This window comes from Vibrio harveyi, assembly GCF_030060435.1.
GTDB classification, from domain to species: Bacteria; Pseudomonadota; Gammaproteobacteria; order Enterobacterales; family Vibrionaceae; genus Vibrio; species Vibrio harveyi.
Genome location: NZ_CP125876.1, coordinates 588,689 through 612,691 on the forward strand (window position 1 = coordinate 588,689; position 24,003 = coordinate 612,691).

Sequence of the window (24,003 nt, forward strand, 5' to 3'; positions counted from 1 at the left end):
GTATCGTTTTACACTGTAAATTTAGCGATTAAAGCTTGAAGCTCTTTGCGTATCTCAGCTTCGATTTGCTTACGTCCCGCCAATCCAAATTGTTTTGCGCACTCATTCCAATCTTTGTTTAAGAGTGACTTACTGATCAGCAGATCAGAAACATCAACCAAACCAAATTGAAGTAACCATTGTTGAAGCCATGTCGACACAGATTCAAAGCTATTACCACCTTGAGCATAGCACTCCACCAAAGTGAGCTTCGCCTTATTCAACGAGACAGCTTGAATTGGTTGGGATAACAACGTACGCATTAAACTCGGCTCAAGTCGTGGATAAATCGCAGAAGCACTCAACGACAATAATTCTTCAAATAGATGCTTAGACTCTTCAATCCAAGACTGCTGTTGGGCGTTACAATTGCGAACCATCAAAAGTGAATAGAAGCCACTCGCAGCGTCACGCATCGTTCCAAGTCGAATCGACTCATAGCCCGAGCGTTGCCAGAACTTTATGAGTTCTTCCGTTGCACCAAAGCTGGTGGACAAATAGGAAATGTGAGATGGCGTTGATTGCTCCAGCAATGACAACATATGTTGACCAATTCCTCGCCCTTGCAACTCTGGATGAACAGCGATACGCATCACACGTAATGTAGAAAGCGCGCCGACTTCTGAGTAGCCAAGCTGGTTAATAATGGTAATGGGAGCTAAATGCCCTTTTGGACGACGCTTGCCAAGCTGGATATCTTTAATTAGATTTTCGGCAAAGTTGCCTTCTTCCACGGTTAAAATCACACCGGCGATTTGACCTTGGTACTGAGCAACATAAACCTGACTGTTTTCATCTTGCAGCAAGTGAAGTAAATCATTAGGCGCCGTTTGATAATGCGCGTTGACCAATAGCGCAAAGCACGTTTTCAATACGGAAGGATTAGAAATCAGCTCGGACTTACGGAGATTGACCAATGCAATTTCACCAAGCTCTATTCGCTCAAACGGTTCAAGCTCTGCATTCAACAAAAACGCCTCATACAGCCACGACTCTAGATTGTCATTTGTACTCCAACGGATAGGCTGTTGAAGGTGGTGGCTTTTCATTCCTGGTCTTTGTTCTTTCAACCACTCAATAAACTTAAGCGTAAACCCTCGACCACACCCTTCATAACCATGTATCGTGCTCGAAAAAACCAAACGATGATAATGTTCCGTAATTTGCTTGAGCATTGGTACAGGGATCGCCGCAGCTTCATCCACTAACAACAAGTCACATTCCGGCATAGACGAAAGCAGCTCGTCTGGGGCAATAAATTGGATGTACCCCTGCCCTACTTCCAATCGATCTTTCTTAACTCGTTGCGCTGTTGAAAGTAATCGCAATGCATGCTGATAGATTGGTTCAACAGCTTTAATGCTTGGTGCGGTAACTAAGATACGCAGCGTCTTTTGCTTAAGAAGCTGTGCACAAGCGATACCTAAAGCGCTGGTTTTTCCACGACCACGGTCAGCAGTCAACACCAATGGACGCTTGCGGTGTCCCGTTACTACTTTCTCAACTAATGCTACCGCTTCAGTTTGTTGCTCAAACTGGTTTTCCTTCGCGCCAAATTGTACGCTCGATAGTGTCGGCAACGGAAGACTCTGGTCTATCACAGTCAGTTTTTGCCAATGCATTTGCATCCACAAATCAGCTTCGCTTGGTTGCTCTTGTTTATTGGCGATAACAAGCAGCAATCCACCGCCAACTAAAGCCCCAAGAGCAGCGGTAAAACTGTTGGCATCGACGCCTTTTCTCGCATCAAACAATAAAACATCGCACTCACGACCAAGCAACATATTGCCTTGTTTGCCAGACACACAAAAAGCCCCTTCAAGGGACCAATCACCAACACAGAACCAAGTCTGATCCGATTGATGTTTGTAAAAGTCAGCAATTAGCGCATCTTGCCATTCGGGCTCACCATAGATAGCCACGCCACGACGTTGAAACGCATCATGAGATTGAGTTTGAAGTTGAGAAAGGAATTCAGATTGAGCGAGCATTACGTATATCCGAGCATTAAACTGACGCCATGTTATCACATCTCGATTCACGGAGACTTTGCCAAATTGCAGACATAAAAAAACCGCCCGAAGGCGGTTTCAAAGAAGAATATATTTACTTCATTTTACTCTCAACGAAAGCAAGAATTTCTTCCATCAAGCTGTCGTCAACTTTCTTCAAGTTAAGAGCAAGGTTATTGCCTTTGCGGCTGTAGCTTGCACGCCCTTTAACAAGATCAACTTTTTCAGCTTTCTTAGCTGGCTTCGCAGGTGCTAATTCTGCAATCCAGCTTTCAATGCTTTCTGTCACTTCTTTTGTCAGACGAGCAACACCTTGAGCTGTGCTACGTTGCCACAGGTAGCCTTCAGACGTACGGCATTTATCCAGCAGATTTTGTTGCTGTTCACCAGTTAGTGATGAGAATTGCTTGTGCAGCTTCACTATCGTTGGACGACCTAAATCGCCAACATTCGGGTACGCTTGAAGAAGCTCTAACGGTAATGCCGCCGCTTTTAACGCACCACTCACCAATGCTTCGCTGCACTGGAACATTTTTGCCAGTGCTTTTTGGTCTTCTGCTTCGCCGCTTTCTAACTTCGCCTGCATCTCTTTACCTTTCTCGTAGAGAGACAGTGGCTTGTGCGCGTTTGCAACATCAGAAAGGAATTTCGCGTGGTCTGTGTTGATGCCGTCACCAACGTAAACCAAGAAATCTTTGCCCGCTAAGATACAAGACATACGACGGCGGCTACCATCTAATACTTCAATCTTGCCATCTTGCGTGCGACGACCAACTGCTGGATATTGTTGACCACGTTCTTTCAACGTCACCAACACATCCGATAAAGCGTGTTCGTTTAGGAAAGATTGCTCACGAGCGTTTTCTGCAAATACGCTCGTGTCTGTCGCCACTTTATCCGCAGGGATTCGTACCAATTCAAATTGCACAGTATTCTCACCAGCGACTGCTAGTTCGATAGTTTGTGCTTTGTCTTTTGCCGCCGTTTGCGCTTCTTGAGGTGTCGCAACACGACGCTTATTGGTTTTACCAAATAATTTCGCGTTTAATTCAGACGTTTTCAATGCCATTTATTCATTACCCCTGATTCAATGACGGCCAGTTAGAGTGCAGTACGCGCTCTAGTTCTAATGCACTCTTGTGTACCGCATCTTGTGCAGTTGCGAGTGTTTTCTTACCACCTTCGAAGTCGCCTATGGTTAAGTCAAACACAGTGCTGTAGGTATCAGCACAGGTTTCGAATGCACGACTGCGAGGAATGGTAGCCATCATAACTTGGTCACCTAGAAGATAGTTCATTTCAGTTAGAACAGAAACTTGCTTCTTGTTGTCGTCTTCAAACATAGTAGGCATCAGACGAACAAACTCAAGACCGTTCCAATCTTCAGGGAACATCTCATAAACCGTTGGTAGGTGTTGGAAGAAGTTTACTGTCGAAGCCCAGTCAAGACGCTTCGCCGCACAAGGAATCAATAGCGCGTTCGATGCGTACATTGCGTTCCATACTAGCGGATCAACGTGTGGACCGGTATCAATCATAATTACGTCGAAGTCATTCGCGATCTTGTCAATCAACTGCTCTTTCAGCAGACGAACGATATCTAGCGATGGGTCTTCAGAGAGTGTTTGCCACGCTTCTGCGTTGAACATTGCGTCTTCTGGGAAAGCAGAAATCGATTTCAAGTTCGGATATTGCGTCGGCAACAGTACGTTCTTGTGAAGGAATTCACGATCGATTTCAACACCATCAGGCACGTTACCCAACATGATATCGACAGCAGAATAGATGTTGTCGTGTTCTGCCACGCTAATTTGTGGGTTCAAAAACAGACGCAGAGAGCCTTGAGGGTCAAGGTCAATCAAACAAATACGGTAGCGTTTATCTAGGTTTAGAGCCAGACACGCCGCCAAATGAACCGCGGTCATCGATTTACCCGTACCACCCTTTTGGTTTTGTACGTTGATGATCCATGGTTTATTTTCAGAATTCTTTTTGCGTTCATGGAATTTTGGCACTTCCGCCGCATCCATTAGCATGTGCGCTTCTTCAAGCGTGATTGAATAATGGTTAGCATTATTCTTTGTAAATTGATGACCTTCCGCTTCCATCTTGCCGATAGCATCGTCTAGTTTACGACGAGTTAAACCAGAGCGGGTTTCCATCATTGCCTTAGACATTGGTGGGAAGTAGTTGTCACTACGCTCTTCCAAAACAATCTCAATACGGTCAGCTTGAACTTGTTGCGTCAGCTCTGCTAATTCCTGGAGATTTTCAATCGTTGTTTCTCTTTTCATGCCAAATTCCGTTGGAAGGATATCTGCATTTCATTGTACAGCACTACAACACAAAAACAACAAAAAGGTGCACGAGCATTTTGAATAACCATCACATAAAAAACACTCACAAACGCCTGTTTTATGATTTCACCATCAAAACATCACAAAATTTAATCAAAACCCTGCGAATAAAGTGCTTCAAACTCGACTAGATTTAAAATGTCACACTGTCACTTATTTACAATGTAAATAGCATTAATCTCGGAACGATTATAAAACAACGCTAAATTACGGATAGTGTGAGATGAATCTTATGTTGGATGATTTTCAGTGTCTCTTTAAAGAAATGGAAAAAAACCACACCTTGATCATGCATCCAGTACGTTAGAACGTATATTTAAGTGAAATGAAGCGGAAGTATGATCAAGGGGAGTTCTTGATCATACTTCCGGTACTCACACCAAAATCGAAAGCATGATCAAGGAAATCAACGCATCATTTACATTGCAGCTCGTTTTTTCAAACGGATCAATTTACCGGAAAAATGATCAAGTGAATTAACCACTCGGAAGCATGTAATTCTCAAGCTAATTTACGGAAGAATGCAGACAGACTGGGGGATAGAGGCAAAAACGAATATAAAATCACGGAACGATGAAAACAAAGCGAATGCAAAATGTAGAAACTCATCTGATGATCATGCTTCCGTTTAATTAACGCTAATCATTAATAAGAGGCACAACCAGCAAAGTAGAGTAAGTTTTCATCACATGCGCAAATAATATCCAACTCAATGAACAGAACGATAAAAAACCTCTCTCTTGATCATCGATCCGAGTGTAAAATGACAATGTTTCAATATGCAGAAACCGAAAGTTTTCCATTTGAACCGCTAGGATCTGTGGATAAGTTGTACAAACATCATGATCATCGTTTCAAGGCTGTTTTGATCATCTTTTCAGAAACTTAATGATCATGCTTACGACGTTTTGTGATCATGCTTTCCGGCTCATGTTGATCATCGTTTCGATATAATCATGATCATAGTTCCGTTAATGAACTTTTAAATATCATTATAAAACAAAAGCTTACAGCACTAAAAATCTCCAGATCATTAGATCATATAATCAATTAAGATCAGAATAATCAGAAAGATCAGTTATTTAAAAACCCAAGATTTTTTCTTTATTTATGATCTGTTTTTCTTTATCCTTCGGAACCATAGCAAAACTACGGCTAGTGTGATCTGGATCTAAAATGACGGCTGATGAAAAAATTCTGATTAAAGCGCCAAGAAGCCATAAGGATGGGCACCTTTTTGAGGTACACGAATCTTCTGCAGATTGGGTAGAGCAATACCAACACTTCAAAGGGGTAACCAAAAGCATCTTGGAGTTACTTAATCTGATCTCTTTAAGAGGGTTCAGCAGCAAAGATGGTTTGGTATCTACAACTGAAATTGTTGAAGCGACAGACGGTCAATTGACCAGAGCTGCATTACAACAGCGCCTGCGTGCTGCCGTTAACATTGGTTTGTTTACTCAAACACCAGTGCGTTTTGAAGAAGGTCTCGCAGGTAAAACCATGCTGCATAAGTTCGTTAACCCGAATCAACTTATTTCAGCCTTAGGTGCCACCAGCTTAGTAACTGAAAAAGTTCGTCAAAACGAAAAGCAAAAACGTTCTAAAGCGCTAGCACAAACTCAAGTGAATAAACGTTTACTGAACGAACATGGTTTAAATACTCCGCCGATGATGAAAGATGAAGCGGATCAATTTGTTGTTTCACCAACCAATTGGGCAGGGATCATCGACCAAGCTCTCGCGCCACCGCGTACTCGAAAAAGTTATCAAAAATCCATGGTGTCGATCTCTGGCACAAAAGCGGTGATTGAAACTCGATCGTCTAAAAATATCATGACGGTAGATGATCTGATGACTTTGTTTGCTCTGTTTACTCTAACGGTGCAGTACCATGATCATCACAAAGATCAGTACCACATGGATGCGGCGCATGTTCCAAACAAAACTCCTCTGTACATTACTGATATTCTGTCGTTACGTGGCAAAAAAGACAGCGGTCCGGCACGAGATTCCATTCGTGACAGCATCGATCGTATCGAGTTTACCGATTTTCAATTGCATGAGCTGACAGGGCGTTGGCTTAGCGAGAACATGCCTGAAGGCTTCAAGAGTGACCGTTTCCGTTTCTTAGCGCGTACTATCACGGCATCGGAGGAGGCTCCAACAGAAGGCGCTGATGGCGAAATTCGTATTAAACCGAATCTGTATATCTTGGTTTGGGAGCCATCCTTCTACGAAGAACTGCTTACGCGAGATTATTTCTTCCTGTTCCCACCAGAAATTCTGAAGCAGCACACTTTGGTGTTCCAACTGTATTCATTCTTCCGTAGTCGCATGGTACGTAGACATACGGACTGCATGTTGCTGAGCGAATTGAACCAGAAATTAGCGCGCAATATTGAGTGGCGTCGTTTCTCCATGGATCTGATCCGTGAATTAAAACGACTATCGGAAGGGGCTGGGAGCGATGATCATTTTGTTGTGAATCTTTGGGGATATCACTTGACGATCGAAGCGATGGTCGAAAACGACAAGGTGATGGATTACCAAATCGACATCAAATGCGATGTGGAAGAGGTGCTGCGTTATTCTCGTGCTCGTACAACCAACGCAGGAAAGCGCAATATGGCGCCTACACTGCCAAACCCACTTCGCAATGAGATGGTGACCAGGCAGCAGCTAGATGAGCTCTCAGGTATCATAGACGGCGAATTTGAGCCTATTCAGCGTAAAGCTCCTTCTCCACGTGGCAATTTAGGTCGCCGAGTGAAACAGAAAAAGCACTTGGTAGAGATCAATGCTGACGAGATAACCATAACTCTATCTAAATATACCTCTCCAGAGGCTCTAGAACGCAGTATAACGGCTTTATCGGCGATGACAGGGCATTCGTATGCCTCGATCAAAGAAGAGTGTTCTGACTTCATTGAGAAGCTTGATTTCTTGAGAGTAGGGGATGCACCGCTTCCATACGAGACATTAAGTAAGACAGTCGAACTGTTTAATAACCAAAATGATGTCAAACATCTCACCATTGAACGTTTGATTGCGGGCTTAGCTGTCCGTCGTAAGGTATGCCGTCAGATCTTTGAAGGTCATATGGATGAAATGGTATTCAGAGCACTTGATGAGATGGCGATCTGATATCAACCAAGCGGATACTTATTGAGTGATAAGCGTGAGTAATTGATTCAGAATGTAACAATGAATTGCACTGATGGAAATCAGACTTAACTCTTACAAACCACTGACATTGCAACGCTGAGCGCAGACTAAGATTTATCCCGAATAGACAACCTTTTGTCCTTTCTGATGATTAATAGATTGGCTCATATTGTTACATTCATTCTGAATAGACTTCGCGAGTTTCTCCTCAAGAAACTCGCTTTTTTTTATCTAAAATTCCTGTCTTTTGTATCCACAAAATCCATTCGGAACAAACAAGCAACCTTGATCATCTTTCCGGATTAATGACGTAATCCTTGATCATGCTTCCTAGTTTCATTCCAATTTAACGATCGCATCAACGCAACGTGTGACTCGATCAAGCTGCTTGCTTGTTGCTGCCACTCATTTTGATCGTGCTGTTGATTGCAAAACTCCAACGCCAAAACGGTCAAATGTTGCAATCGTTTGAGGCACCAATCCTTGATTAGAAGATCGGTCATCGGTTGGCAAGCCGCGTGTTCTAGCTTTGCACTGGTGTACTGTAGGATTTGAAACGCTTTTTTATGGTCTTGATGCCTAGCGTATTGAAAGACTCTTAGGCAGCCATCTAGCCAACAAGCGATGGCTTTACTCTGTTCGTCCGTTAATTCTGGACCAAATACAGAAACAGGTGCTTGATATAAGATCGCTTCTAATCTTTCTACTTGATCATGCTTCCGATTATCGTACCAATCTGAAATATGATCTTGCCAGGTCATCAAATTCATTAAGCTGCCTCAGTCCATTGTTTTACAAAGTGGTTTGGTCCGATTTGATCGAATTCTTCAACGATAACACTGCTGCGATTACGGATCTCATCGGCATCTACTGAATAGTTTGGTTCACTTTCCACTAGGTTGCCAAACGGCAGATCAGGATCTGGCACCGCAGAGATCAACAACTTAGTGTACGGATGCTGTGGGTTCTTTAAGATCGCTTGAGTGTCTCCCCACTCTACGATCTGTCCTTTGTACATTACTGCGGTTTCTTCGGCGATGTAATGTGCGGTTGCAAGGTCGTGAGTGATATACAGAAATCCGATTCCAAGCTCTTTCTTCATGCGCTGCATTAGGTTGAGCACACCCAAACGAATCGACACATCCAGCATCGATGTTGGCTCATCGGCAAGGATAAGTTGTGAGCCTACCGCCAGAGCTCGCGCGAGATTGACGCGTTGACGTTGACCGCCACTAAGTTCATGAGGGAACTTGTTCAGAGTTTCCTCTGGCAGCTCGACCAAATCCAGCAGTTCTAGTAGCTTGGCTGGGATTTCTTTGTCACTCTTCACCTGCTTATGAATCTTCAGTGGGCGAGTTAAGTGATGACGAATAGTATGGGTTGGGTTTAAAGAGCCAAACGGGTCTTGAAACACCATTTGGACCTTGCTGCGATAATCCTGAATCTCAGCACGAGCGGTAATATCGTTGACGTTTTTCCCGTTAAATAGGATTTCACCATCACTGGCTGGATACACTTTGGTAATTAATCGAGCGCAGGTACTTTTCCCACAACCAGACTCGCCTACCAGAGCAAGGGTCTTTCCTGCATAAAGATCAAAACTCACGCCCTGAAGCGCGCGGAAGGTTTCTTCTTTGGCAAAACCACCACCGACTTTGAATTCCTTGATCACGTTTTTCATTTGGATGATCGGTTCACTCATGCTAGCGCTCCTTCCGTTTGCGGTTGTTTGTGTACATCGTGGATATTTGGGAATGACGCCCAAAGCTTTTGGGTGTATTCATGTTGAGGATGATTGCGGATTTCGTATGAACTATTCACTTCGACAATCTTGCCGTGGCGCATGATGGCAATGCGGTCGCACAATTGGCTCATGAGCGCTAAATCGTGGGTAATAAAGAGCACAGAGAAACCAAATTCGTCACGCAACTGATAGATTTGCTGCAAGATTTCGCGTTGAACCACTACATCAAGTGCTGTGGTTGGCTCGTCCATGATGATCAATTTGGGATTGAGGGATAGGGCAATCGCAATCACTAAACGCTGACGCATGCCTCCGGAGAACTGGTGTGGGTATTCTCCCAGACGATTTCTCGGAATGTTGACCAAGTCGAGAAGCTTCTCTGCGCGGTCTTTGGCTTGCTCGTTAGTTAACCCTTTGTGGTGGCGTAATACGTCGGCAAATTGTTCCTGAACCGTGAGTACCGGATTCAGCGAGTTCATGGCACTTTGGAACACCATCGCAATCTCGCTCCAGCGTAGCGTATTTAGCTCATTATCAGGTAGGCGAAGGATGTCTCTGCCTTCAAATAGAATTTGTCCACCAGAGATAAACGCGGGCGGCTTGTGTAGACGGTTGATAGAGAAAGCAATGGTACTTTTGCCGCAGCCAGATTCTCCAGCCAGACCAAATATTTCGCCCTTGCCAATATCAAAGCTCACTGATTTAACAGCATTGAAGTCACCGTTATCAGTGATGTAGTCCACGCATAAGTCTCTGATCTGAATAACAGGATCAGAGTGGAATGCCTGGTTCAGGTTAAGTTCACTCATAATTACACCTTACCAATACAAAAGATAATTATTATCATTATCAGGTGTGTAAGGTTTGCGAAAGATAAAACCGTCTAATCAGTGAAGTGACTCGAAAGTTGAGTGTAATAAAAAGATTTTTTTCCGTTATGGAAGTGTGAATTTATGAGGGAAAAATGAGAGCTGGATCAGCTCACTTTTCGTAGGGGGAATTCTTCAAATCTAAACGCTAAAAACGTGGTTTGCAAAAACTAAATGATGAATCTATTAAAGAGTTAATGAAAGGTCGAAAGGGGTCACATTTCCCCACTGTTTTTCTTACCTCTGCATTGGGGGTTTGCTATAGATTACCCATCGAAAACATGGTGTGTTCGGAGGAAATATGTCCATTAATTCTATCGACCATGAAGAGATGAGCAACATCGCTCACAAATGGGAACTCCCAGAAGAAGAAGCCGTTGTGAGACCCGAGAAAACCGTGAAGTCTGCCGAAGCAAGACGTCGTATTGAAGCACTTCGAGAAATCCGTGAAAGCGGCTTGAGCATCGAAGAAGCAAGGGAACTTGGCTTAATTCACTAATTCTCACACTGCGGTATAAAAACCATGGGGTAGTCATAGGGCTGCCCTTTTCATTTTTCTGATTTACAACTAATTATTTGACTTTCTTACCCTGCGTTACTAAAGCTTATATCAATAGCAATATGCTTTTTGTTGACTATTAAACAGCAACGTCAGGAGTACGATTATGGTTGATCAGATCCTTTTCTATGAGCCCGATGAATCCCACGGTTTTCTCTCCAACTTTTGCCAAGCTCCAATCAAAGTTTCCACCCAATCTTGGCCCACCAGCGAACATTATTATCAAGCTCAAAAATTCAGTGACCTCAAACTGCAAAACAAAATCCTCTTAGCGAAAAGCCCCGACGAAGCCTTTGCTTTAAGCCGTAAGTATCAGCACCTAGTCCGAGAAGATTGGGATAACGACAAACTCTCCGTAATGGCGTTTATCGTCCGTGAGAAGTTTCTGCAAAACCCACTGTTAGCCCAACAGTTAATGGAAACAGGAAATGCCTGCTTGACCGAACACTCGCATAAAGATGCCTTTTGGGGTGACGGTGGTGACGGCTCGGGTGAAAACCATTTAGGGGAGATTTTGATGAACGTACGTGCTGAACTAAAACATGTAGAGCCATATAGTCTGGTTCGCTTTGTCGATAAAGCTAAACTGCCAACTCAATGGGGCACGTTTATCATGCATGGTTTTATCGAGAACGCGACAGGAAAAGAACATCTCGCCTTGGTGTATGGTGACCCAGCAAACAGTAAAGCACCGTTGATTCGTCTGCATTCAGAATGCTTAACTGGTGATGCGCTATTCAGTACGCGCTGTGATTGTGGCTTCCAGCTTAACCGTGCATTGCAAAACATTGTCGAAGAAGGCTGCGGTGTGCTGCTTTATCTGCGCCAAGAGGGCAGAGGGATTGGCTTAATCAACAAGATTCGAGCGTATCACTTGCAAGACGAAGGCGCAGACACGGTCGAAGCCAATGAACGTCTTGGCTTTGCCGCAGATATGCGTGACTACGCGTTTTGCAAAGGGATGCTGGAGCATCTTGGAATCGATGAAGTACGTTTGATGACCAACAATCCACGTAAGCTTGCAGCGCTGAAGAAGGTGAACATCAACGTGGTAGAAAGAGTGCCACTGCAAGAGGGCAATAACCCGCATAACCAACATTATCTGCAAACCAAAGCCAATAAGCTCGGTCACATGTTTGACCCCAAATTTGTTGAACAAGATTAAGCGCTCGAACAAGATTAGTTGCAGAGATGAAATAAAAATAAAACCGCCAGCTTATCCAAGCTGGCGGCTTTTTATGATTGGTCAAGCGTGAGTGATTAGATGTATTTTTTGATGATGTCGTCGATTTTTCCTGAATTTTTAAGCTCCGCTAAGCGTTTGTTGATGAAGCTCTGTACTTTTGGGTTCATCTCTGGAGAGAAAGCCAAATAGATGGAGTAGTCAGGAATGATTGAACTGAAAGGTTGGATCTGGAAATCTCCCATTGGCAACTCTAGGCGTTTAATGTTGTATATCACGCGCGATTCCATTTCGACGAAGGCGGTATCACCAGGAGTACGTTGCAGAACGCGATAAGCAGCGTCGTAGTCTTTGACGCGCATTTCATTGACGGTGCCGTTTTCAAAGAATGGGCTAAGGTTAGGATAATCGAAGCCAAGCAGCAGCACGATAGAACGACCTTGCATGTGCTGCATATCGCTAAATTTGAATGGCGCTTTGCTGCTGGACACGAGTACGTGTTTTACAGTGTAAATAGGCTGTTCAGAGAGGTTTTCCGATTGCACTTTCCCCCAATTCGGGCTGCCATAAGTAACCCAGTTTTCCTCGCCGCCCGCTTCGAGTACCGAAATCATGCGCTTGAATGGGTAGGTGTGGTATTTCACTTCGTAATCGGATTCCGCAAAGATGGCGCTGACGATATCAGTCACAATTCCAGAGTGTTGCTCTCCTTGCTGCTCTATTTGAAATGGGCGGGCTTGCTCAGCAATTACGTAATAATTCACTTCGCTTGCCATAGAGTATGAGCTTAAGGCCATAAAACTAAAGCCTAATGTACGTAAGAGTCCTTTCATCCTAACCTCGATTATTGTCGTGACGTGACTATATTTATAGTAGCGCAAGTTTAAGGGAGCGATTTCATATGGAGATAAAAGAGCGAGCTCAACGCCGATTTAGTATCGGAAATCAATTGATGCTGGCGATTTTTGCGTTGAGTTTAATCTTTACCGTGATCATCTCTTCGATCAGCCTTTATCGTGATTTCAACGATGATCTCGCTCGCCTAGATGTAGAACTTGAACAGGTAAAAACCAGCTACCTGTCCAGTTTTTCTGCCAGTTTGTGGGTTGAAGATAGAGAACTGTTACGCACTCAGGCTGAAGGCGCAATGCGCCTACCCTCTGTGGACTATCTAAGAATTGCCACCCCAGATGAAGTGATCTTCGAACTAGGTAGCGCATTAACGGAAGATCGGATCGAGCGTCAATGGCCGTTGAAATACGAAATGGGGACGAAAATTTATGATCTTGCCGAAGTGACGGTGCAATCAGATCTTAGCCCGATCTATCAAGGGTTATGGCAAACCTTCTTTTTTCTCGTGATCGCGGAAGCGATCAAGATCTTCTTACTCATCATTGGTGTTTTATGGGTGGCATTTCGTTTGATGGTGAAACCACTAGAGTTGCTCTCCGGTGCGGTGAGCGATTTCAGTGGCGGTCATGTACCAAGTAAAGTGACATTGCCAAAACGTTGGTTCTTTGATGAAGTGAGTTTGTTGGAACGCAAATACAACCGAAGTGTTGAGCGTGTGAAAGAACACCAAGCTGAAATCGAAGAGGCACGTGACAAAGCTGAAGTGGCAAACCGTAAGAAAAGCGAATTTCTTGCCACCATGAGCCATGAAATTCGTACGCCAATGAACGGGATTATCGGTATCGCTTCGTTGCTCGGAGATACCAAACTCGATGATCAACAAAAAGATTTCGTTTCTATCATTAACAGCTCTTCCAACTCTTTGATGGTCATCATCGACGACATCCTCGACTTTTCCAAAATTGAAGCGGGTAAGATTGAGTTAGAAACCACGACCTACAATCTACTCGATTTACTTCATGAGGTCGGGCGTCTTCATACTGTCAAAGCTCAACAAAAAGGTCTTCAACTGGTTTGTGATATCGACCCTCAGTTACCTTTAGAAGTCGAAGGGGATGTTGGCAGACTCAAACAAGTGTTAAGCAATCTGCTCAGTAACGCGGTGAAGTTCACAGAGCGCGGGCATGTTAAGTTAATGGTGTCGCAGGTGAGCCGAGAAGAGGGTGTTGCCAGCGTGCATTTTCGTGTTGTGGACTCGGGTATTGGGATTGCCAAAGAGAACCAACAAGCGGTGTTTGAGAAGTTTCAGCAAGCTGATGGCAGTACCACTCGTAAGTACGGCGGTACTGGTTTGGGTTTAGCGATTTGCAGTAGTTTGGTCGAAGTGATGGGCGGAGAAATCCGTCTGACCAGTGAACCCGGTCTAGGCAGTTGTTTTGAATTTACTATTCCACTCAATATCGTCAGTGAAAAGGCTATTTCTCCTCAGGCACCAAATGTGTTCGATTTTCCGAATGGTGAGAGTAATGCCATCACTTCTGAGTGTATTAACTCAGCCAAAGACGAGGGGAAACCTTGGATTCTGGTGGTGGAAGACACGGCAGTGAACCAGAAAGTGGTACGCATGATGCTAGAAAAACTCGGAATGCAGGTGAATGTTGCCGAACATGGTGAAGAAGCGCTCCAGCAATGCCAAGCGCATAAATTCGATTTGATATTGATGGACTGTCAAATGCCAGTGATGGATGGATTTATTGCCACTGAAAACATTCGCAAGATGGACGAGTGGGGACAGCAAGTGCCGATCATTGCTTTGAGTGCGAATGTCATCAAGGAAGATCAAAAGCGCTGTTTTGATGTTGGCATGAATGAGTTTGTTGCTAAGCCGGTGACGAAAGAACGGTTACAGCAAATCTTTGAGCGATATCTACCAGACTCCTTGCAAACGCGATCGAATCCAAAACAAGCAACTTGAAATTGATCAAGTAAAGTGCGTTTCACTTCTTAAAAGTCAAATCTGTGTGCTATAGTGCGCGGCTAGTATTTATTAAAGTACCTTGAGGCTGTGAATGTCGTTCAATCTATCCCTGTTGCCGCCTGACGAGAAAAACAAAGTCGAGCTTGATAAACAAGCGTCGTTTTTAGTTTGGAAGCTTAAAGAAGCGAAATCTGGTCCTGAGGTAATAGACGAACAGCTGTCTAAGATTAACGACGCTGACGAGAAAGTGTTTTTTCAACAGGCGGTCGATAAGTACAAACGAGTAATGGGTGTCGCATAAAGCGAACCGTGGCTCTGGTGTAAACCACAGCGGCGAATGAGGTTTCCTCCCCATTCCTTTGCAAGGTGAAAGGTAAAACTGTTCACTCTTTGCTAAAATCCTTCGCATTAAATTTGAATTTAGAGAGACATCCCGATGGGAAGAAGTTTTGAAGTGCGCAAAGCCTCTATGGCGAAAACTGCAGGCGCAAAAATTAAAGTTTATTCCAAATACGGTAAAGAAATTTACATGTGCGCGAAAAACGGTGGTGGTGATCCAGACATGAACTTGTCTCTGAAGCACCTGATCGCAAAAGCGAAAAAAGACCAAGTTCCTGCACACGTTATCGATAAAGCGATCGACAAAGCGAACGGCGGCGGTGGTGAAGACTACACTCCAGCACGTTACGAAGGCTTTGGCCCTGGCGGCACAAGCGTGATCGTAGACTGTCTAACAGACAACGGTAACCGTACATTCCAAGACGTTCGCCAATGCTTTGTTAAAGTGGGTGCGAAAATTGGTGTTGAAGGTTCTGTTTCTCACATGTTCGATCACCAAGCTGTATTCCAGTTCAAAGGCGAAGATGATGAAATCATCCTAGAAACGCTGATGATGGAAGATGTGGACGTTACTGACGTTGAGCTAGAAGATGGTGTTATCACTGTATTTGCACCTCACACAGAGTTCTTCAAAACAAAAACTGCGCTTAACGGTGCATTCCCAGATCTAACGATCGACGTTGAAGAAATCACATTCGTACCGCAAACGAACACGCCAGTAACAGGCGAAGACGCAGAGAAATTCCAGAAGTTCCTAGACCTTCTAGATGACTGTGACGACGTTCAGCAGGTATACCACAACGGCGAACTATAATTCGGTTCTCCAGTTGTAAAAAAGGCTTCCCGAGGGAAGCCTTTTTTGATCGTGTTGTTTGTCTTTTCTATCGTGACTAGCGTTTAAGTGTTTCGGTACTTGGAATAACACAGCGACATGATCACGCCAAAACAGATGCCTTGAGTCAGCATCGCCGTACCACCGTAGCTAAAGAACGGCAGTGGACTGCCCATTACTGGTAACAAGCCACTTACCATGCCGGTGTTGATGAAGGCATAAAGGAAGAAGCTCATCGCCAATGCGCCACTCACTAAGCGACTGAAGAAATGCTCAGATTGGCACGCTAGCAGCATCACACGCGCCGTAATGAATAAATACAACGCTAACAACACCACACAACCAATAAAGCCCCATTCTTCTGCGTAGGTCGAGAAGATAAAGTCAGTATGGCTTTCAGGGATAAAGCCTAGCGTGCCTTGAGTGGCATTCATCCAGCCTTTGCCTTTCATGCCGCCAGAACCAATCGCAATCAACGATTGGATGATTTGGTAGCCCGAACCCAGTGGATCCGATTCAGGGTGCAAAAACTGCGTTACACGGCTCTTTTGATACGCTTCCATCACAAAGAACCAAAGTATTGGTGCCAGCGTTAGAATGCTCACCAAAAAGCCGCCAATGATCTTCCAGCTCATGCCTGCAAAGAACAGTACAAACAACGCGTAAATCACGGTGAAGATAGCGCCGTCTAAGTCAGGTTGTAAGGCAATCAAGCCCGCAGGCACAAAGGTGATCAGCAAACAGAAAGCAATTTTTCGAATGTCTGGTCGCCCACCTTCTAGATGCAGCATCCACGCGATCATAATGGGAATGGAGAGCTTGATCAGCTCAGAGGGTTGAAAGCGGAAGAAGCCAATATCAAGCCAGCGCTGTGAGCCATTGGTGCTATCACCAAACAGTGCAACGGCAGCCAAGAGCGAAACCGCAACCAGATACAAATAAGGCGCTGAACGTTGATAACTGGACGCAGGAATCGACGACATGACCAAAATACACACCAGCGTCAAACCGCATCGAGCGAGGTGCTTAAATAGCATAGCTTCATTAAATCCACTGGCACTCCAGAGAGTGAGTGAACTCAATAGCATGATCGGAATGATCGCCATCAGCAATGGCAAATCAATCCTAGGGAAGAAACGCTTGTTCATCTTCTACAACCTAAAAACGCCCCAACGCGGGGCGAAAACAACCAGAACTCTGCGAGCTCAAACTATTCCGATGCTAAGAATCCAATTTGGAAATAACAGACACCACGCAAAGGTGTGCAAGAGAGGAGTGTGCGACGCCGCCTGTTATGGGTAAGCTGACTTGGAAAGTCGTGGGAAGGATAAATACACCAGGCTGAGGTTTTGCGCCACACTTTTTATAAGGTTGAAATGGAAATTGGTACAGACAGCGCAATGAAATGAGCAGATTCGCCTTAAGTATTGAGCACTTAAGGCGATGGCATGATTAGGCTTGGGCTTTTTCTGGCTTGTGCGTGAAATGGTACAACGCCCACAGCACAAACAAAGTCACGGTGAGCTCCCAAGCTCGGAGGAAGGTGCTCTCCAAGCCTAACTCGTTACTGGTCATGTAGAGTTGAATCGGCAACATGGTCGCCAATAACGCATCGGCATGGACATCTTTGGCTGGACCTTTTGCTTTTGCCATTGATGCGGTAATCATAAAGGCAAGCAGACCCAATACGATGGTGTAGTAACCGAAGGTGGACTGATGCCCAGCCATTAGTAAGGTGAACACTACAGCTAATGCACAGCCGCCCACCTGAGTTTGAAAACGGCGGTCAACCACGTCGATAAAGCTTTTGTGTGTGGTTTGCGTTGCTGCGGCAATCACTGGCACCAAACAAAACGTTGCTGAGATGATGTCGACAATCATCAAGAACGCCACACCAAGACCAATCAACGCAAGTGAAATCGCTCGGTTCTCAAACGTAACAGGCTCTTCTTCAAATGCTGGTGGTTTGCCGCCACGTTCAACAGGGAATAGAGCTACCATGGTTTTTGCGACGACCATGGTAATCAGCATCGACAGCAAGATTTCATGAATGCGCATTGGCATGTCCATGGTGGTATGCTGAGCAAACACCACAATCAGAATCCAGTTGAAGGTTGGCATTAGCATCTGACCTTTCTTCGGCGGTGTGGTCGCTCTGCGGCGCATGAAATCGAAGAAGAACAAGCTAATGGTCCACACCACAAACGGATGCTGCGAAAACACTTCAGTTACCACTAATGCTGCACTTGCTGCTAATAACGTAGGTAGCAAGGTGCGAAGCAGACCAAGCCAAGAATAGTCTTTGTTCTTGGTCATGATGATGGTTGGGTACAGCGCCAGATAAACTGGAGAATCAAGGTTCAGCAGTTTGCCCAGCACCATACAAATTGTCACAGTAAGGGCGACACGCAGTGCTTCATTACGCTCAGAACGACTTTGAAACAGGCTTTCGAAGGTCCACATGGTTCACCCCCTAGTAGATGTAGCGGAACATCGCTACCAAGTGAATCCAAGCTGAGCCAATGACATCCATGATTGGATTGCCGCTTTCAACGATCACACTTGCTCGTGAACCAGAAATCATAGAAGGATCCAACTCGTTAACTGTAATGCGAGTACGCACTTTCTGTTGCTCACGGATCCAACGAGTATCATTGGTCACGCTAGAAAGCTGCCCATTAGCATTGTTGGTATCGTAAATCGCACGCTCTTGGCTGCTGACTTCACCAGTAAATACTTTGCCTGGTAGCGCATCGAAGGACACCAACACTTCGCGACCATTAGTTAGCTTATCAATGCCTTTTTCGTTGAAGTCCGCACTGATCCACGCATGAGCTTCGTCCACCAGCAGCAACGAAGCTGTGCCTTGTGTGATGTAGCTGCCTGATTGCAGTTGCAAGTTCGTTACCACGCCTTCAGTTTGCGCCACGATTTGGGTATGGCTTAAGTCGAGCTCCGCACTGGCAAGTTTTGCTTCTGCCAATTCAATAGCCGCTGTGCGGTCTTGAGTAGAAAGCTCTGCCTCAATGCGTTTCACTTCTGCGTTCGCTGCTTCAACCGCGCTGCTGGCGACTTGTGTATTGGTGATCGCGTCATCAAGTTCTTGCTCAGTTGCCAGCCCTTTGTTGCGCAGTTTTTGGTTACGCGTCAGTTTTTGCTTCGCGTTGTGGTATTCGAACTCGCGTTGGCTTTGGGTTTGTTTCGCTGCTGCCAATTGTTGCCATTTCGCGGAATCTGATTCACGTGCTTGGCGCAGTTCGGCTTTGGCTTGTGCCACTTTCAATTGGTAGCTGCTGGCATCGATAGCAAACAGTGGCTGACCTTTTTCAACCAATTCACCGTTATTCACCATCACATCCGTAATCACACCAGATACCTCCGGCGCAATGGTTGCGACATTACGATGCAGTGTCGCTTGGGTGGTGAAAGGGGAAACATTGTCTGAGGTGACTAAAAAAGCGGAGAACAAAGCAGCCGCTGAAAAAACAGTGTATATCGCGTATTTATAAAAATTTTCTTTCACGTCTGTACCTAGTATTCATTCGTTATTACGCGCCGCGTTCACGGCATATTCGGGTCTCTTTTCTACGTGGGCTAGGTTATACTCATCTAAAATTGGAAAAAATAACCAATGGAAGAAGTATGAATTCCATATTTGGAAACGTTGATGATCTGTACCTGTTTTGCTCAGTGGTTGAGCAAGGCTCTCTGCTCGCGGCGGCGAAAAAGCTCGAACTGCCGGTCTCTACTATGTCTCGTCGTTTATCGGCGCTGGAAGCGCGTCTAGGATTGAGATTGCTGGAGAAGAAAGGACGTGAGTTGGTGGCAACCGAGACAGGCTTACAGGCGTTTGATCAGCTCAGCAGTGCGATGTCGCAGATTGAATCCGGCATCTTGCAGCTCAATCAGCAAAGCCAAGAAGTGGAGGGGCGAATCCGATTGGTGATGCCAAGCCGCTTTTACAATGACTTAGTCGATAAGGTGGTTGAGGATTACATCAAAACCTATCCAAAAGTGACCATTGATCTTCTGCTTAGCCAAGTGAATTCGATTCCAGAAACCGACCGCGATCTGGTGGTGACGTTCGATTTGGATGGTTTGGACGACATGATCGCGCGCCCATTGTTTAAAGTAGAGCACGCTTTCTTTGTTAGCCCTGAATATCTAGCGCAAGCGGGCGGCAATATTGAAACCTTACAAGATTTAGCCAAGCAAGACTGGGTAGCCAGCACACACACCACACAAGTGCCTATCTACCAACAAGACAAGCTGGTGGACATGCTCAACTGCAAGCCGCGCTTAGTGGTCAATGACATCACCGCAGTGATCAAAGCGGTGGAAAACGGTTTGGGAATTGCGTCGATCCCATTACGCCACGTTAAGCCTGAATTGAATCTCGTGCGCGTCGCACCATCCTATAGCCGCGGGGATCGCGAAGCCTATTTGGTTTATCGTCAGCGTAACTATCAGCCTAAAGCGCTGACCTTAATGGTCGAAGCGATTTTGCAGGCTTCAGAGGAGCGAAACCATTCATCCTCTCTCAATACCATTCACTCCATATAACTGCCATTGGTCGCATGCAAAAGCAGCGTGCGATCTTCTCCCTTAATCTGAAACCATCAAATTACGTTCAACTAAGGACAGTACATGATGGTTTCTCAATCTCGCTCAATTAAAGCTCTTAAACTGGCAAGTACGTTTATCGCCGCATTTGCACTTAGCAGCCATCTGGCTCTGGCTAATCCAAGCGAGCGCACACTCAGTCAATTCAACCAAGCTGCGCAGGGTGACTCTGGCTTAGTTGATACCGTTTACGGCGAATTATCCAAACAACTCGAGGAGCAGGGCGCAACGCCGGTGACCTTGGTTTACTTAGGCAGTGCGGAGACGTTGCAAGGTCGTGAGGCGTTTATGCCTTGGAACAAGATGAAGTTCACCGAGCGCGGTCTTGCCACTATCCAAAAAGGTTTGGACCTAATGGCGAATCAGCCAGTACTACTGCAAGAGCAGCAACGCTTACAAGGCTTGCCGGAATACCAGCTAGCTACCGCCATGGCAGCTACTACGTTTACCTCTCTACCTGACATGTTCAATCACTTTGAGCGTGGCTACGAGCTGTACCTTTCATTGCTCGATGAGCCGAGTTTTAGTCAGCAACCTTTCGCCGCTACATCTTGGATTTACCGTTATGCCATTGAAGCGGCACTGCGCGCTGAAGATGTTCAACAAGCCAAAACATGGTTAGTGCAAATGGAGCAGTTGGGTGACAGCAATTTAGAAACGCAAACCGCGAAAGCGCTGCTAGCCAAGTATTAGGGGGAGCGTCATGATCGTTTTTAATCAACTTAGTCGCGATTACGCCCTTGGCAGCCAAACCGTGCATGCATTGCGAGACGTGTCTGGTGAAGTATTTGCGGGCGAAATGGTGGCATTATGCGGACCGTCTGGCTCAGGCAAAAGCACCTTACTTAACGTGCTTGGTATGCTGGATACTCAATACCAAGGTCAGGTGACGTTTGCAGGTAGCCCATACCCAACCGGGCAAATGCAGGCGGCGAAAATGCGTCGTGAAAAGCTTGGTTTTGTGTTCCAAAAATTCAATCTTGTCCCCGTGATGACAGCGTTAGAGAACGTGGCGTATCCGTTACACCTCAACGGCTTTTCAAAAGCTGAACAAACCGAGCTCGCCACACAAATGCTAGAACACGTTGGCTTGGGCGAGTTTATTCATCACATGCCCGATAACCTATCAGGCGGTCAGCAACAACGCGTGGCAATTGCGCGCGCCTTAGTGCACAAACCGGCATTGGTGATTGCTGATGAGCCAACCGCAAGTCTTGATAGCCAAACTGCCAACAAGGTCATCGACATTATGAAAGGGCTCGGACACGAGCTAGGCACCACTTTTATCGTCGCCACTCACGACCCTCGCATGGCATCCCGTTGTGATCGCACCATTGAATTGGTGGATGGCAAAATTACCCAAACGCACGCAAGTGTGGAGGAGGTTTCATGGGCAAGCTAATTCCTGTTTCGGTTCGTCTTGCTTGGTTGAACCTGCAACGCAATCGCCGTCGCAGTTTGTTGTCGATGCTGATCATCGCTATTGCCGTGTTTGCGTTAACCAGTGCGGGCGGTTTTGGTCTGTACACCTATGACAGTTTGAAAGAATCGACAGCGCGTGACACGGGGCATCTGACGTTAACCACTCCGGGTTACTTCGCCAAAGAAGAAGAGATGCCGCTGAGTAACGGGTTAACTCATGCAGACGACATTACCAAGCAATTGATTGGCTTAAACGAAGTGCGAGGCGTGCAGCCACGAGTTGAGTTCAGTGGGTTGATTTCCAATGGTAACAAATCATCGATCTTTATCGGCATTGGTGTGAACGAGCGCGAATTCGATATGAAAGGACCGTTTTTGGATGTGCGCGAAGGGCAAACGCTGTCCAACATTCACGCATCGCGTTATGACCCAGCAGAGCCAGAAGTGATGCTCGGTGTTGATTTGGCGAACAACCTAAGCGTGCACGTTGGCGATTGGATTACTTTGCTGGCGACCACAACTGACGGCGCATTGAACGCGTATGACTTCAAAGTTCGTGGCATCTATTCAACAGGCGTACCAGAGCTTGATAAACGCCAGTTGTACGTGCACATCAACAGCGCGCAATCGCTGCTCGGTTCAGACAAAGTCAGTGCGTTATCTGTCTTCTTGTTCGACACCAGTTTAACGAGCCAAGTCGAGCAACAAGTGGCTTCGGTTCTGAGTAAGCAAAAGCAGAACTTTGGCGATCAAGATATTGAGATTACGCCTTGGCAAGAACGTGCGTTCTTCTATCTCAAAGTGAAAGATTTGTACGACCGCATCTTCGGCATCATGGGCGCAGTAATGGCGTTGGTAGTCTTTGTCGCCCTGTTCAACACCATGACCATGTCGGTCACCGAGCGTACCCGTGAAATTGGCACCTTGTCAGCGCTTGGTAGCTACCCTCGCGAGATCATTGCTGGGTTCTTACGCGAAGCAGGGTTACTTGCGGTGATTGGCAGCTTAATCGGCGCTTTGTTTACTGCGTTAGTCACCGTCTTACTGATGGTCGTGGATGTGCAAATGCCGCCACCGCCAGGACGCACAGAAGGTTACCCATTGACGATTTACTTCTCTTGGGAGCTGGTGGCTGTCGCAGGATTCGCGGTATTGATGATTTGTTTGGTTGCGGCGTTTTTCTCGGCGCGCAAAGGGGTGAACAAGCCAATTACGGAGGCACTGATTTATGTTTAATTTCAAATCACTATTACCAATTGCACTGCTGACGGTAAGCGGCGTTGCAAGCATGAATGTCAGTGCAAATGAAACAGCGCTAGATGCACAGCAAGTTGCGCAATTGATTGAAAAAGCCGACAGCTACCGCTTGCAAGATGATTCCTCCAAAGTGGTGTCACTGGTGCGCTTATATCAAGACCAAGAGTTAGATAAAACCCGCCTTTACCACGTGTACACGCGTCCAAATCGTGAATCGCTGGTGGTGTTCAAATCAGCAGTCGAAGCTGGGCAAAAGATGCTGATGATGGGCGACAACTACTGGCTGCAAATGCCTAAGAGCCGCCGTCCGATTCGCATTACGCCGATGCAAAAGCTGCTTGGGGAAGCGTCTATCGGCGACATCTCAACCCTGACGTGGAGCCAAGATTATCAAGGTGAATGGAAAGCGACAGAAACCGTTTCGGTGAACGGAGAAAGTGTCGCGGCTTATCATCTTGCTCTAACCGCGAAAACCAAAGGGGCGAGCTATCAGAAGATCGACTTGTGGTTGTCTGAGCAAGATGCGTTTCCTATCAAAGCCGATCTTTACTTGCGCTCTGGCAAACTCGCCAAGCAAGCGCAATACGGACGTGCAACCGACAACGGTGAAGACTACGTCAGTGAGATGACCTTGCTTGATAGCATTCAGCCGAGCAAAAAGACCGTTATCGAGTACCAAGAAATCGTGCCTTGGCAACTGGATAACAAGTTCTACAACCCAAGCTATCTGCCTAAAGCCAATACGACTCAGCTTTAGCCTGAACTCCGT

Annotated in this window: 21 protein-coding genes; 11 read left to right on the forward strand and 10 right to left on the reverse strand. The window is 45.7% G+C overall.

Features of this window, described 5'->3' with window-relative positions; translation table 11 throughout:
• Positions 1-8: 8 nt before the first annotated feature.
• From QMY49_RS19205 to QMY49_RS19215, 3 genes are all read right to left on the reverse strand, one after another.
• Positions 9-2,030 (reverse strand): GNAT family N-acetyltransferase, encoded by a 2,022-nt coding sequence (locus QMY49_RS19205; protein ID WP_283316130.1) that lies wholly within the window; start codon positions 2,028-2,030, stop codon positions 9-11.
• Between the two features lie 115 nt (positions 2,031-2,145).
• Positions 2,146-3,120, reverse strand: coding sequence for a ParB/RepB/Spo0J family partition protein (locus tag QMY49_RS19210; RefSeq protein ID WP_029790505.1), 975 nt, complete (start codon positions 3,118-3,120; stop codon positions 2,146-2,148).
• A gap of 7 nt (positions 3,121-3,127) precedes the next feature.
• The gene (locus QMY49_RS19215; RefSeq protein WP_005448834.1) at positions 3,128-4,345 is read right to left on the reverse strand and encodes an AAA family ATPase; all 1,218 of its coding nucleotides are present in this window, start codon (positions 4,343-4,345) and stop codon (positions 3,128-3,130) included.
• A 1,239-nt stretch (positions 4,346-5,584) separates the two neighbouring features.
• Between QMY49_RS19215 and QMY49_RS19220 the strand changes: the two genes are divergently transcribed.
• Positions 5,585-7,555 carry a replication initiator protein RctB domain-containing protein gene (locus QMY49_RS19220; RefSeq protein WP_283316134.1) on the forward strand — a complete coding sequence of 657 codons (1,971 nt, stop codon included), beginning with the start codon at positions 5,585-5,587 and terminating at the stop codon, positions 7,553-7,555.
• A 323-nt stretch (positions 7,556-7,878) separates the two neighbouring features.
• On the opposite strand, the gene QMY49_RS19225 is transcribed toward QMY49_RS19220, so the two are convergent.
• Genes QMY49_RS19225 through QMY49_RS19235 form a run of 3 tightly spaced genes read right to left on the reverse strand, consistent with a single transcriptional unit; the run spans position 7,879 to position 10,129 of the window.
• Positions 7,879-8,346: a hypothetical protein gene (locus QMY49_RS19225; protein ID WP_005448840.1), complete on the reverse strand. Its 468-nt coding sequence runs from the start codon at positions 8,344-8,346 to the stop codon at positions 7,879-7,881.
• Complete coding sequence (locus tag QMY49_RS19230) at positions 8,346-9,278, reverse strand: ATP-binding cassette domain-containing protein (protein WP_029790507.1); 933 nt, start codon at positions 9,276-9,278, stop codon at positions 8,346-8,348. The genes QMY49_RS19225 and QMY49_RS19230 overlap by 1 nt, the downstream gene beginning before the upstream one ends.
• The gene (locus QMY49_RS19235) at positions 9,275-10,129 is read right to left on the reverse strand and encodes an ABC transporter ATP-binding protein (protein WP_005448842.1); all 855 of its coding nucleotides are present in this window, start codon (positions 10,127-10,129) and stop codon (positions 9,275-9,277) included. The genes QMY49_RS19230 and QMY49_RS19235 overlap by 4 nt, the downstream gene beginning before the upstream one ends.
• Before the next feature lie 361 nt (positions 10,130-10,490).
• On the opposite strand from QMY49_RS19235, the gene QMY49_RS19240 reads away from it, so the two are divergent.
• Together QMY49_RS19240 and ribA are read left to right on the forward strand one after the other, a co-directional pair.
• Complete coding sequence (locus QMY49_RS19240; protein WP_005448843.1) at positions 10,491-10,688, forward strand: PA3496 family putative envelope integrity protein; 198 nt, start codon at positions 10,491-10,493, stop codon at positions 10,686-10,688.
• Positions 10,689-10,854: 166 nt separating this feature from the next.
• Positions 10,855-11,913, forward strand: a complete 1,059-nt coding sequence (ribA, locus tag QMY49_RS19245; protein ID WP_283316142.1) for a GTP cyclohydrolase II — start codon at positions 10,855-10,857, stop codon at positions 11,911-11,913.
• A 95-nt stretch (positions 11,914-12,008) separates the two neighbouring features.
• On the opposite strand, the gene QMY49_RS19250 is transcribed toward ribA, so the two are convergent.
• Complete coding sequence (locus tag QMY49_RS19250) at positions 12,009-12,764, reverse strand: substrate-binding periplasmic protein (RefSeq protein WP_045485964.1); 756 nt, start codon at positions 12,762-12,764, stop codon at positions 12,009-12,011.
• A gap of 68 nt (positions 12,765-12,832) precedes the next feature.
• Between QMY49_RS19250 and QMY49_RS19255 the strand changes: the two genes are divergently transcribed.
• The 3 genes from QMY49_RS19255 (at position 12,833) to QMY49_RS19265 (ending at position 15,914) form a co-directional block, all read left to right on the forward strand.
• Positions 12,833-14,758, forward strand: coding sequence for an ATP-binding protein (locus tag QMY49_RS19255; RefSeq protein ID WP_283316148.1), 1,926 nt, complete (start codon positions 12,833-12,835; stop codon positions 14,756-14,758).
• A 94-nt stretch (positions 14,759-14,852) separates the two neighbouring features.
• Positions 14,853-15,062 (forward strand): DUF3283 family protein, encoded by a 210-nt coding sequence (locus QMY49_RS19260; protein WP_005448858.1) that lies wholly within the window; start codon positions 14,853-14,855, stop codon positions 15,060-15,062.
• Positions 15,063-15,197: 135 nt separating this feature from the next.
• A complete protein-coding gene (locus tag QMY49_RS19265; protein WP_017189799.1) occupies positions 15,198-15,914 on the forward strand; it encodes a YebC/PmpR family DNA-binding transcriptional regulator in 717 nt (238 codons plus the stop codon).
• A gap of 83 nt (positions 15,915-15,997) precedes the next feature.
• Here the strand turns inward: QMY49_RS19265 and rodA are convergent, their stop codons facing one another.
• The 3 genes from rodA to QMY49_RS19280 all read right to left on the reverse strand — a co-directional run bounded on the left by rodA (position 15,998) and on the right by QMY49_RS19280 (position 19,455).
• Positions 15,998-17,080 (reverse strand): rod shape-determining protein RodA, encoded by a 1,083-nt coding sequence (gene rodA, locus QMY49_RS19270; protein ID WP_005428884.1) that lies wholly within the window; start codon positions 17,078-17,080, stop codon positions 15,998-16,000.
• Between the two features lie 304 nt (positions 17,081-17,384).
• Positions 17,385-18,395 carry a DUF2955 domain-containing protein gene (locus tag QMY49_RS19275; RefSeq protein WP_050908377.1) on the reverse strand — a complete coding sequence of 337 codons (1,011 nt, stop codon included), beginning with the start codon at positions 18,393-18,395 and terminating at the stop codon, positions 17,385-17,387.
• Between the two features lie 10 nt (positions 18,396-18,405).
• The gene (locus QMY49_RS19280; protein WP_017818313.1) at positions 18,406-19,455 is read right to left on the reverse strand and encodes an HlyD family secretion protein; all 1,050 of its coding nucleotides are present in this window, start codon (positions 19,453-19,455) and stop codon (positions 18,406-18,408) included.
• A gap of 119 nt (positions 19,456-19,574) precedes the next feature.
• Between QMY49_RS19280 and QMY49_RS19285 the strand changes: the two genes are divergently transcribed.
• The 5 genes from QMY49_RS19285 to QMY49_RS19305 all read left to right on the forward strand — a co-directional run bounded on the left by QMY49_RS19285 (position 19,575) and on the right by QMY49_RS19305 (position 23,991).
• On the forward strand, positions 19,575-20,495 hold the full coding sequence (locus QMY49_RS19285; protein WP_038869882.1) for a LysR family transcriptional regulator: 921 nt from the start codon (positions 19,575-19,577) through the stop codon (positions 20,493-20,495).
• Positions 20,496-20,579: 84 nt separating this feature from the next.
• A complete protein-coding gene (locus QMY49_RS19290; RefSeq protein ID WP_283316155.1) occupies positions 20,580-21,248 on the forward strand; it encodes a hypothetical protein in 669 nt (222 codons plus the stop codon).
• A 10-nt stretch (positions 21,249-21,258) separates the two neighbouring features.
• The gene (locus QMY49_RS19295) at positions 21,259-21,957 is read left to right on the forward strand and encodes an ABC transporter ATP-binding protein (protein WP_005428878.1); all 699 of its coding nucleotides are present in this window, start codon (positions 21,259-21,261) and stop codon (positions 21,955-21,957) included.
• Positions 21,945-23,213: an ABC transporter permease gene (locus QMY49_RS19300; protein ID WP_029790514.1), complete on the forward strand. Its 1,269-nt coding sequence runs from the start codon at positions 21,945-21,947 to the stop codon at positions 23,211-23,213. Before QMY49_RS19295 ends, QMY49_RS19300 begins: the two co-directional genes overlap by 13 nt.
• Positions 23,206-23,991: an outer membrane lipoprotein-sorting protein gene (locus QMY49_RS19305; RefSeq protein WP_061009073.1), complete on the forward strand. Its 786-nt coding sequence runs from the start codon at positions 23,206-23,208 to the stop codon at positions 23,989-23,991. Before QMY49_RS19300 ends, QMY49_RS19305 begins: the two co-directional genes overlap by 8 nt.
• The last annotated feature ends 12 nt before the right edge of the window (positions 23,992-24,003 follow it).

Bases quoted from the DNA above. Each gene is read 5' to 3' on its own strand.
- QMY49_RS19205 (WP_283316130.1), bottom strand. From the start codon at position 2,030: ATGCTCGCTCAATCTGAATTCCTTTCTCAACTTCAAACTCAATCTCAT.
- QMY49_RS19210 (WP_029790505.1), bottom strand. From the start codon at position 3,120: ATGGCATTGAAAACGTCTGAATTAAACGCGAAATTATTTGGTAAAACC.
- QMY49_RS19215 (WP_005448834.1), bottom strand. From the start codon at position 4,345: ATGAAAAGAGAAACAACGATTGAAAATCTCCAGGAATTAGCAGAGCTG.
- QMY49_RS19220 (WP_283316134.1), top strand. From the start codon at position 5,585: ATGACGGCTGATGAAAAAATTCTGATTAAAGCGCCAAGAAGCCATAAG.
- QMY49_RS19225 (WP_005448840.1), bottom strand. From the start codon at position 8,346: ATGAATTTGATGACCTGGCAAGATCATATTTCAGATTGGTACGATAAT.
- QMY49_RS19230 (WP_029790507.1), bottom strand. From the start codon at position 9,278: ATGAGTGAACCGATCATCCAAATGAAAAACGTGATCAAGGAATTCAAA.
- QMY49_RS19235 (WP_005448842.1), bottom strand. From the start codon at position 10,129: ATGAGTGAACTTAACCTGAACCAGGCATTCCACTCTGATCCTGTTATT.
- QMY49_RS19240 (WP_005448843.1), top strand. From the start codon at position 10,491: ATGTCCATTAATTCTATCGACCATGAAGAGATGAGCAACATCGCTCAC.
- ribA (WP_283316142.1), top strand. From the start codon at position 10,855: ATGGTTGATCAGATCCTTTTCTATGAGCCCGATGAATCCCACGGTTTT.
- QMY49_RS19250 (WP_045485964.1), bottom strand. From the start codon at position 12,764: ATGAAAGGACTCTTACGTACATTAGGCTTTAGTTTTATGGCCTTAAGC.
- QMY49_RS19255 (WP_283316148.1), top strand. From the start codon at position 12,833: ATGGAGATAAAAGAGCGAGCTCAACGCCGATTTAGTATCGGAAATCAA.
- QMY49_RS19260 (WP_005448858.1), top strand. From the start codon at position 14,853: ATGTCGTTCAATCTATCCCTGTTGCCGCCTGACGAGAAAAACAAAGTC.
- QMY49_RS19265 (WP_017189799.1), top strand. From the start codon at position 15,198: ATGGGAAGAAGTTTTGAAGTGCGCAAAGCCTCTATGGCGAAAACTGCA.
- rodA (WP_005428884.1), bottom strand. From the start codon at position 17,080: ATGAACAAGCGTTTCTTCCCTAGGATTGATTTGCCATTGCTGATGGCG.
- QMY49_RS19275 (WP_050908377.1), bottom strand. From the start codon at position 18,395: ATGTGGACCTTCGAAAGCCTGTTTCAAAGTCGTTCTGAGCGTAATGAA.
- QMY49_RS19285 (WP_038869882.1), top strand. From the start codon at position 19,575: ATGAATTCCATATTTGGAAACGTTGATGATCTGTACCTGTTTTGCTCA.
- QMY49_RS19290 (WP_283316155.1), top strand. From the start codon at position 20,580: ATGATGGTTTCTCAATCTCGCTCAATTAAAGCTCTTAAACTGGCAAGT.
- QMY49_RS19295 (WP_005428878.1), top strand. From the start codon at position 21,259: ATGATCGTTTTTAATCAACTTAGTCGCGATTACGCCCTTGGCAGCCAA.
- QMY49_RS19300 (WP_029790514.1), top strand. From the start codon at position 21,945: ATGGGCAAGCTAATTCCTGTTTCGGTTCGTCTTGCTTGGTTGAACCTG.
- QMY49_RS19305 (WP_061009073.1), top strand. From the start codon at position 23,206: ATGTTTAATTTCAAATCACTATTACCAATTGCACTGCTGACGGTAAGC.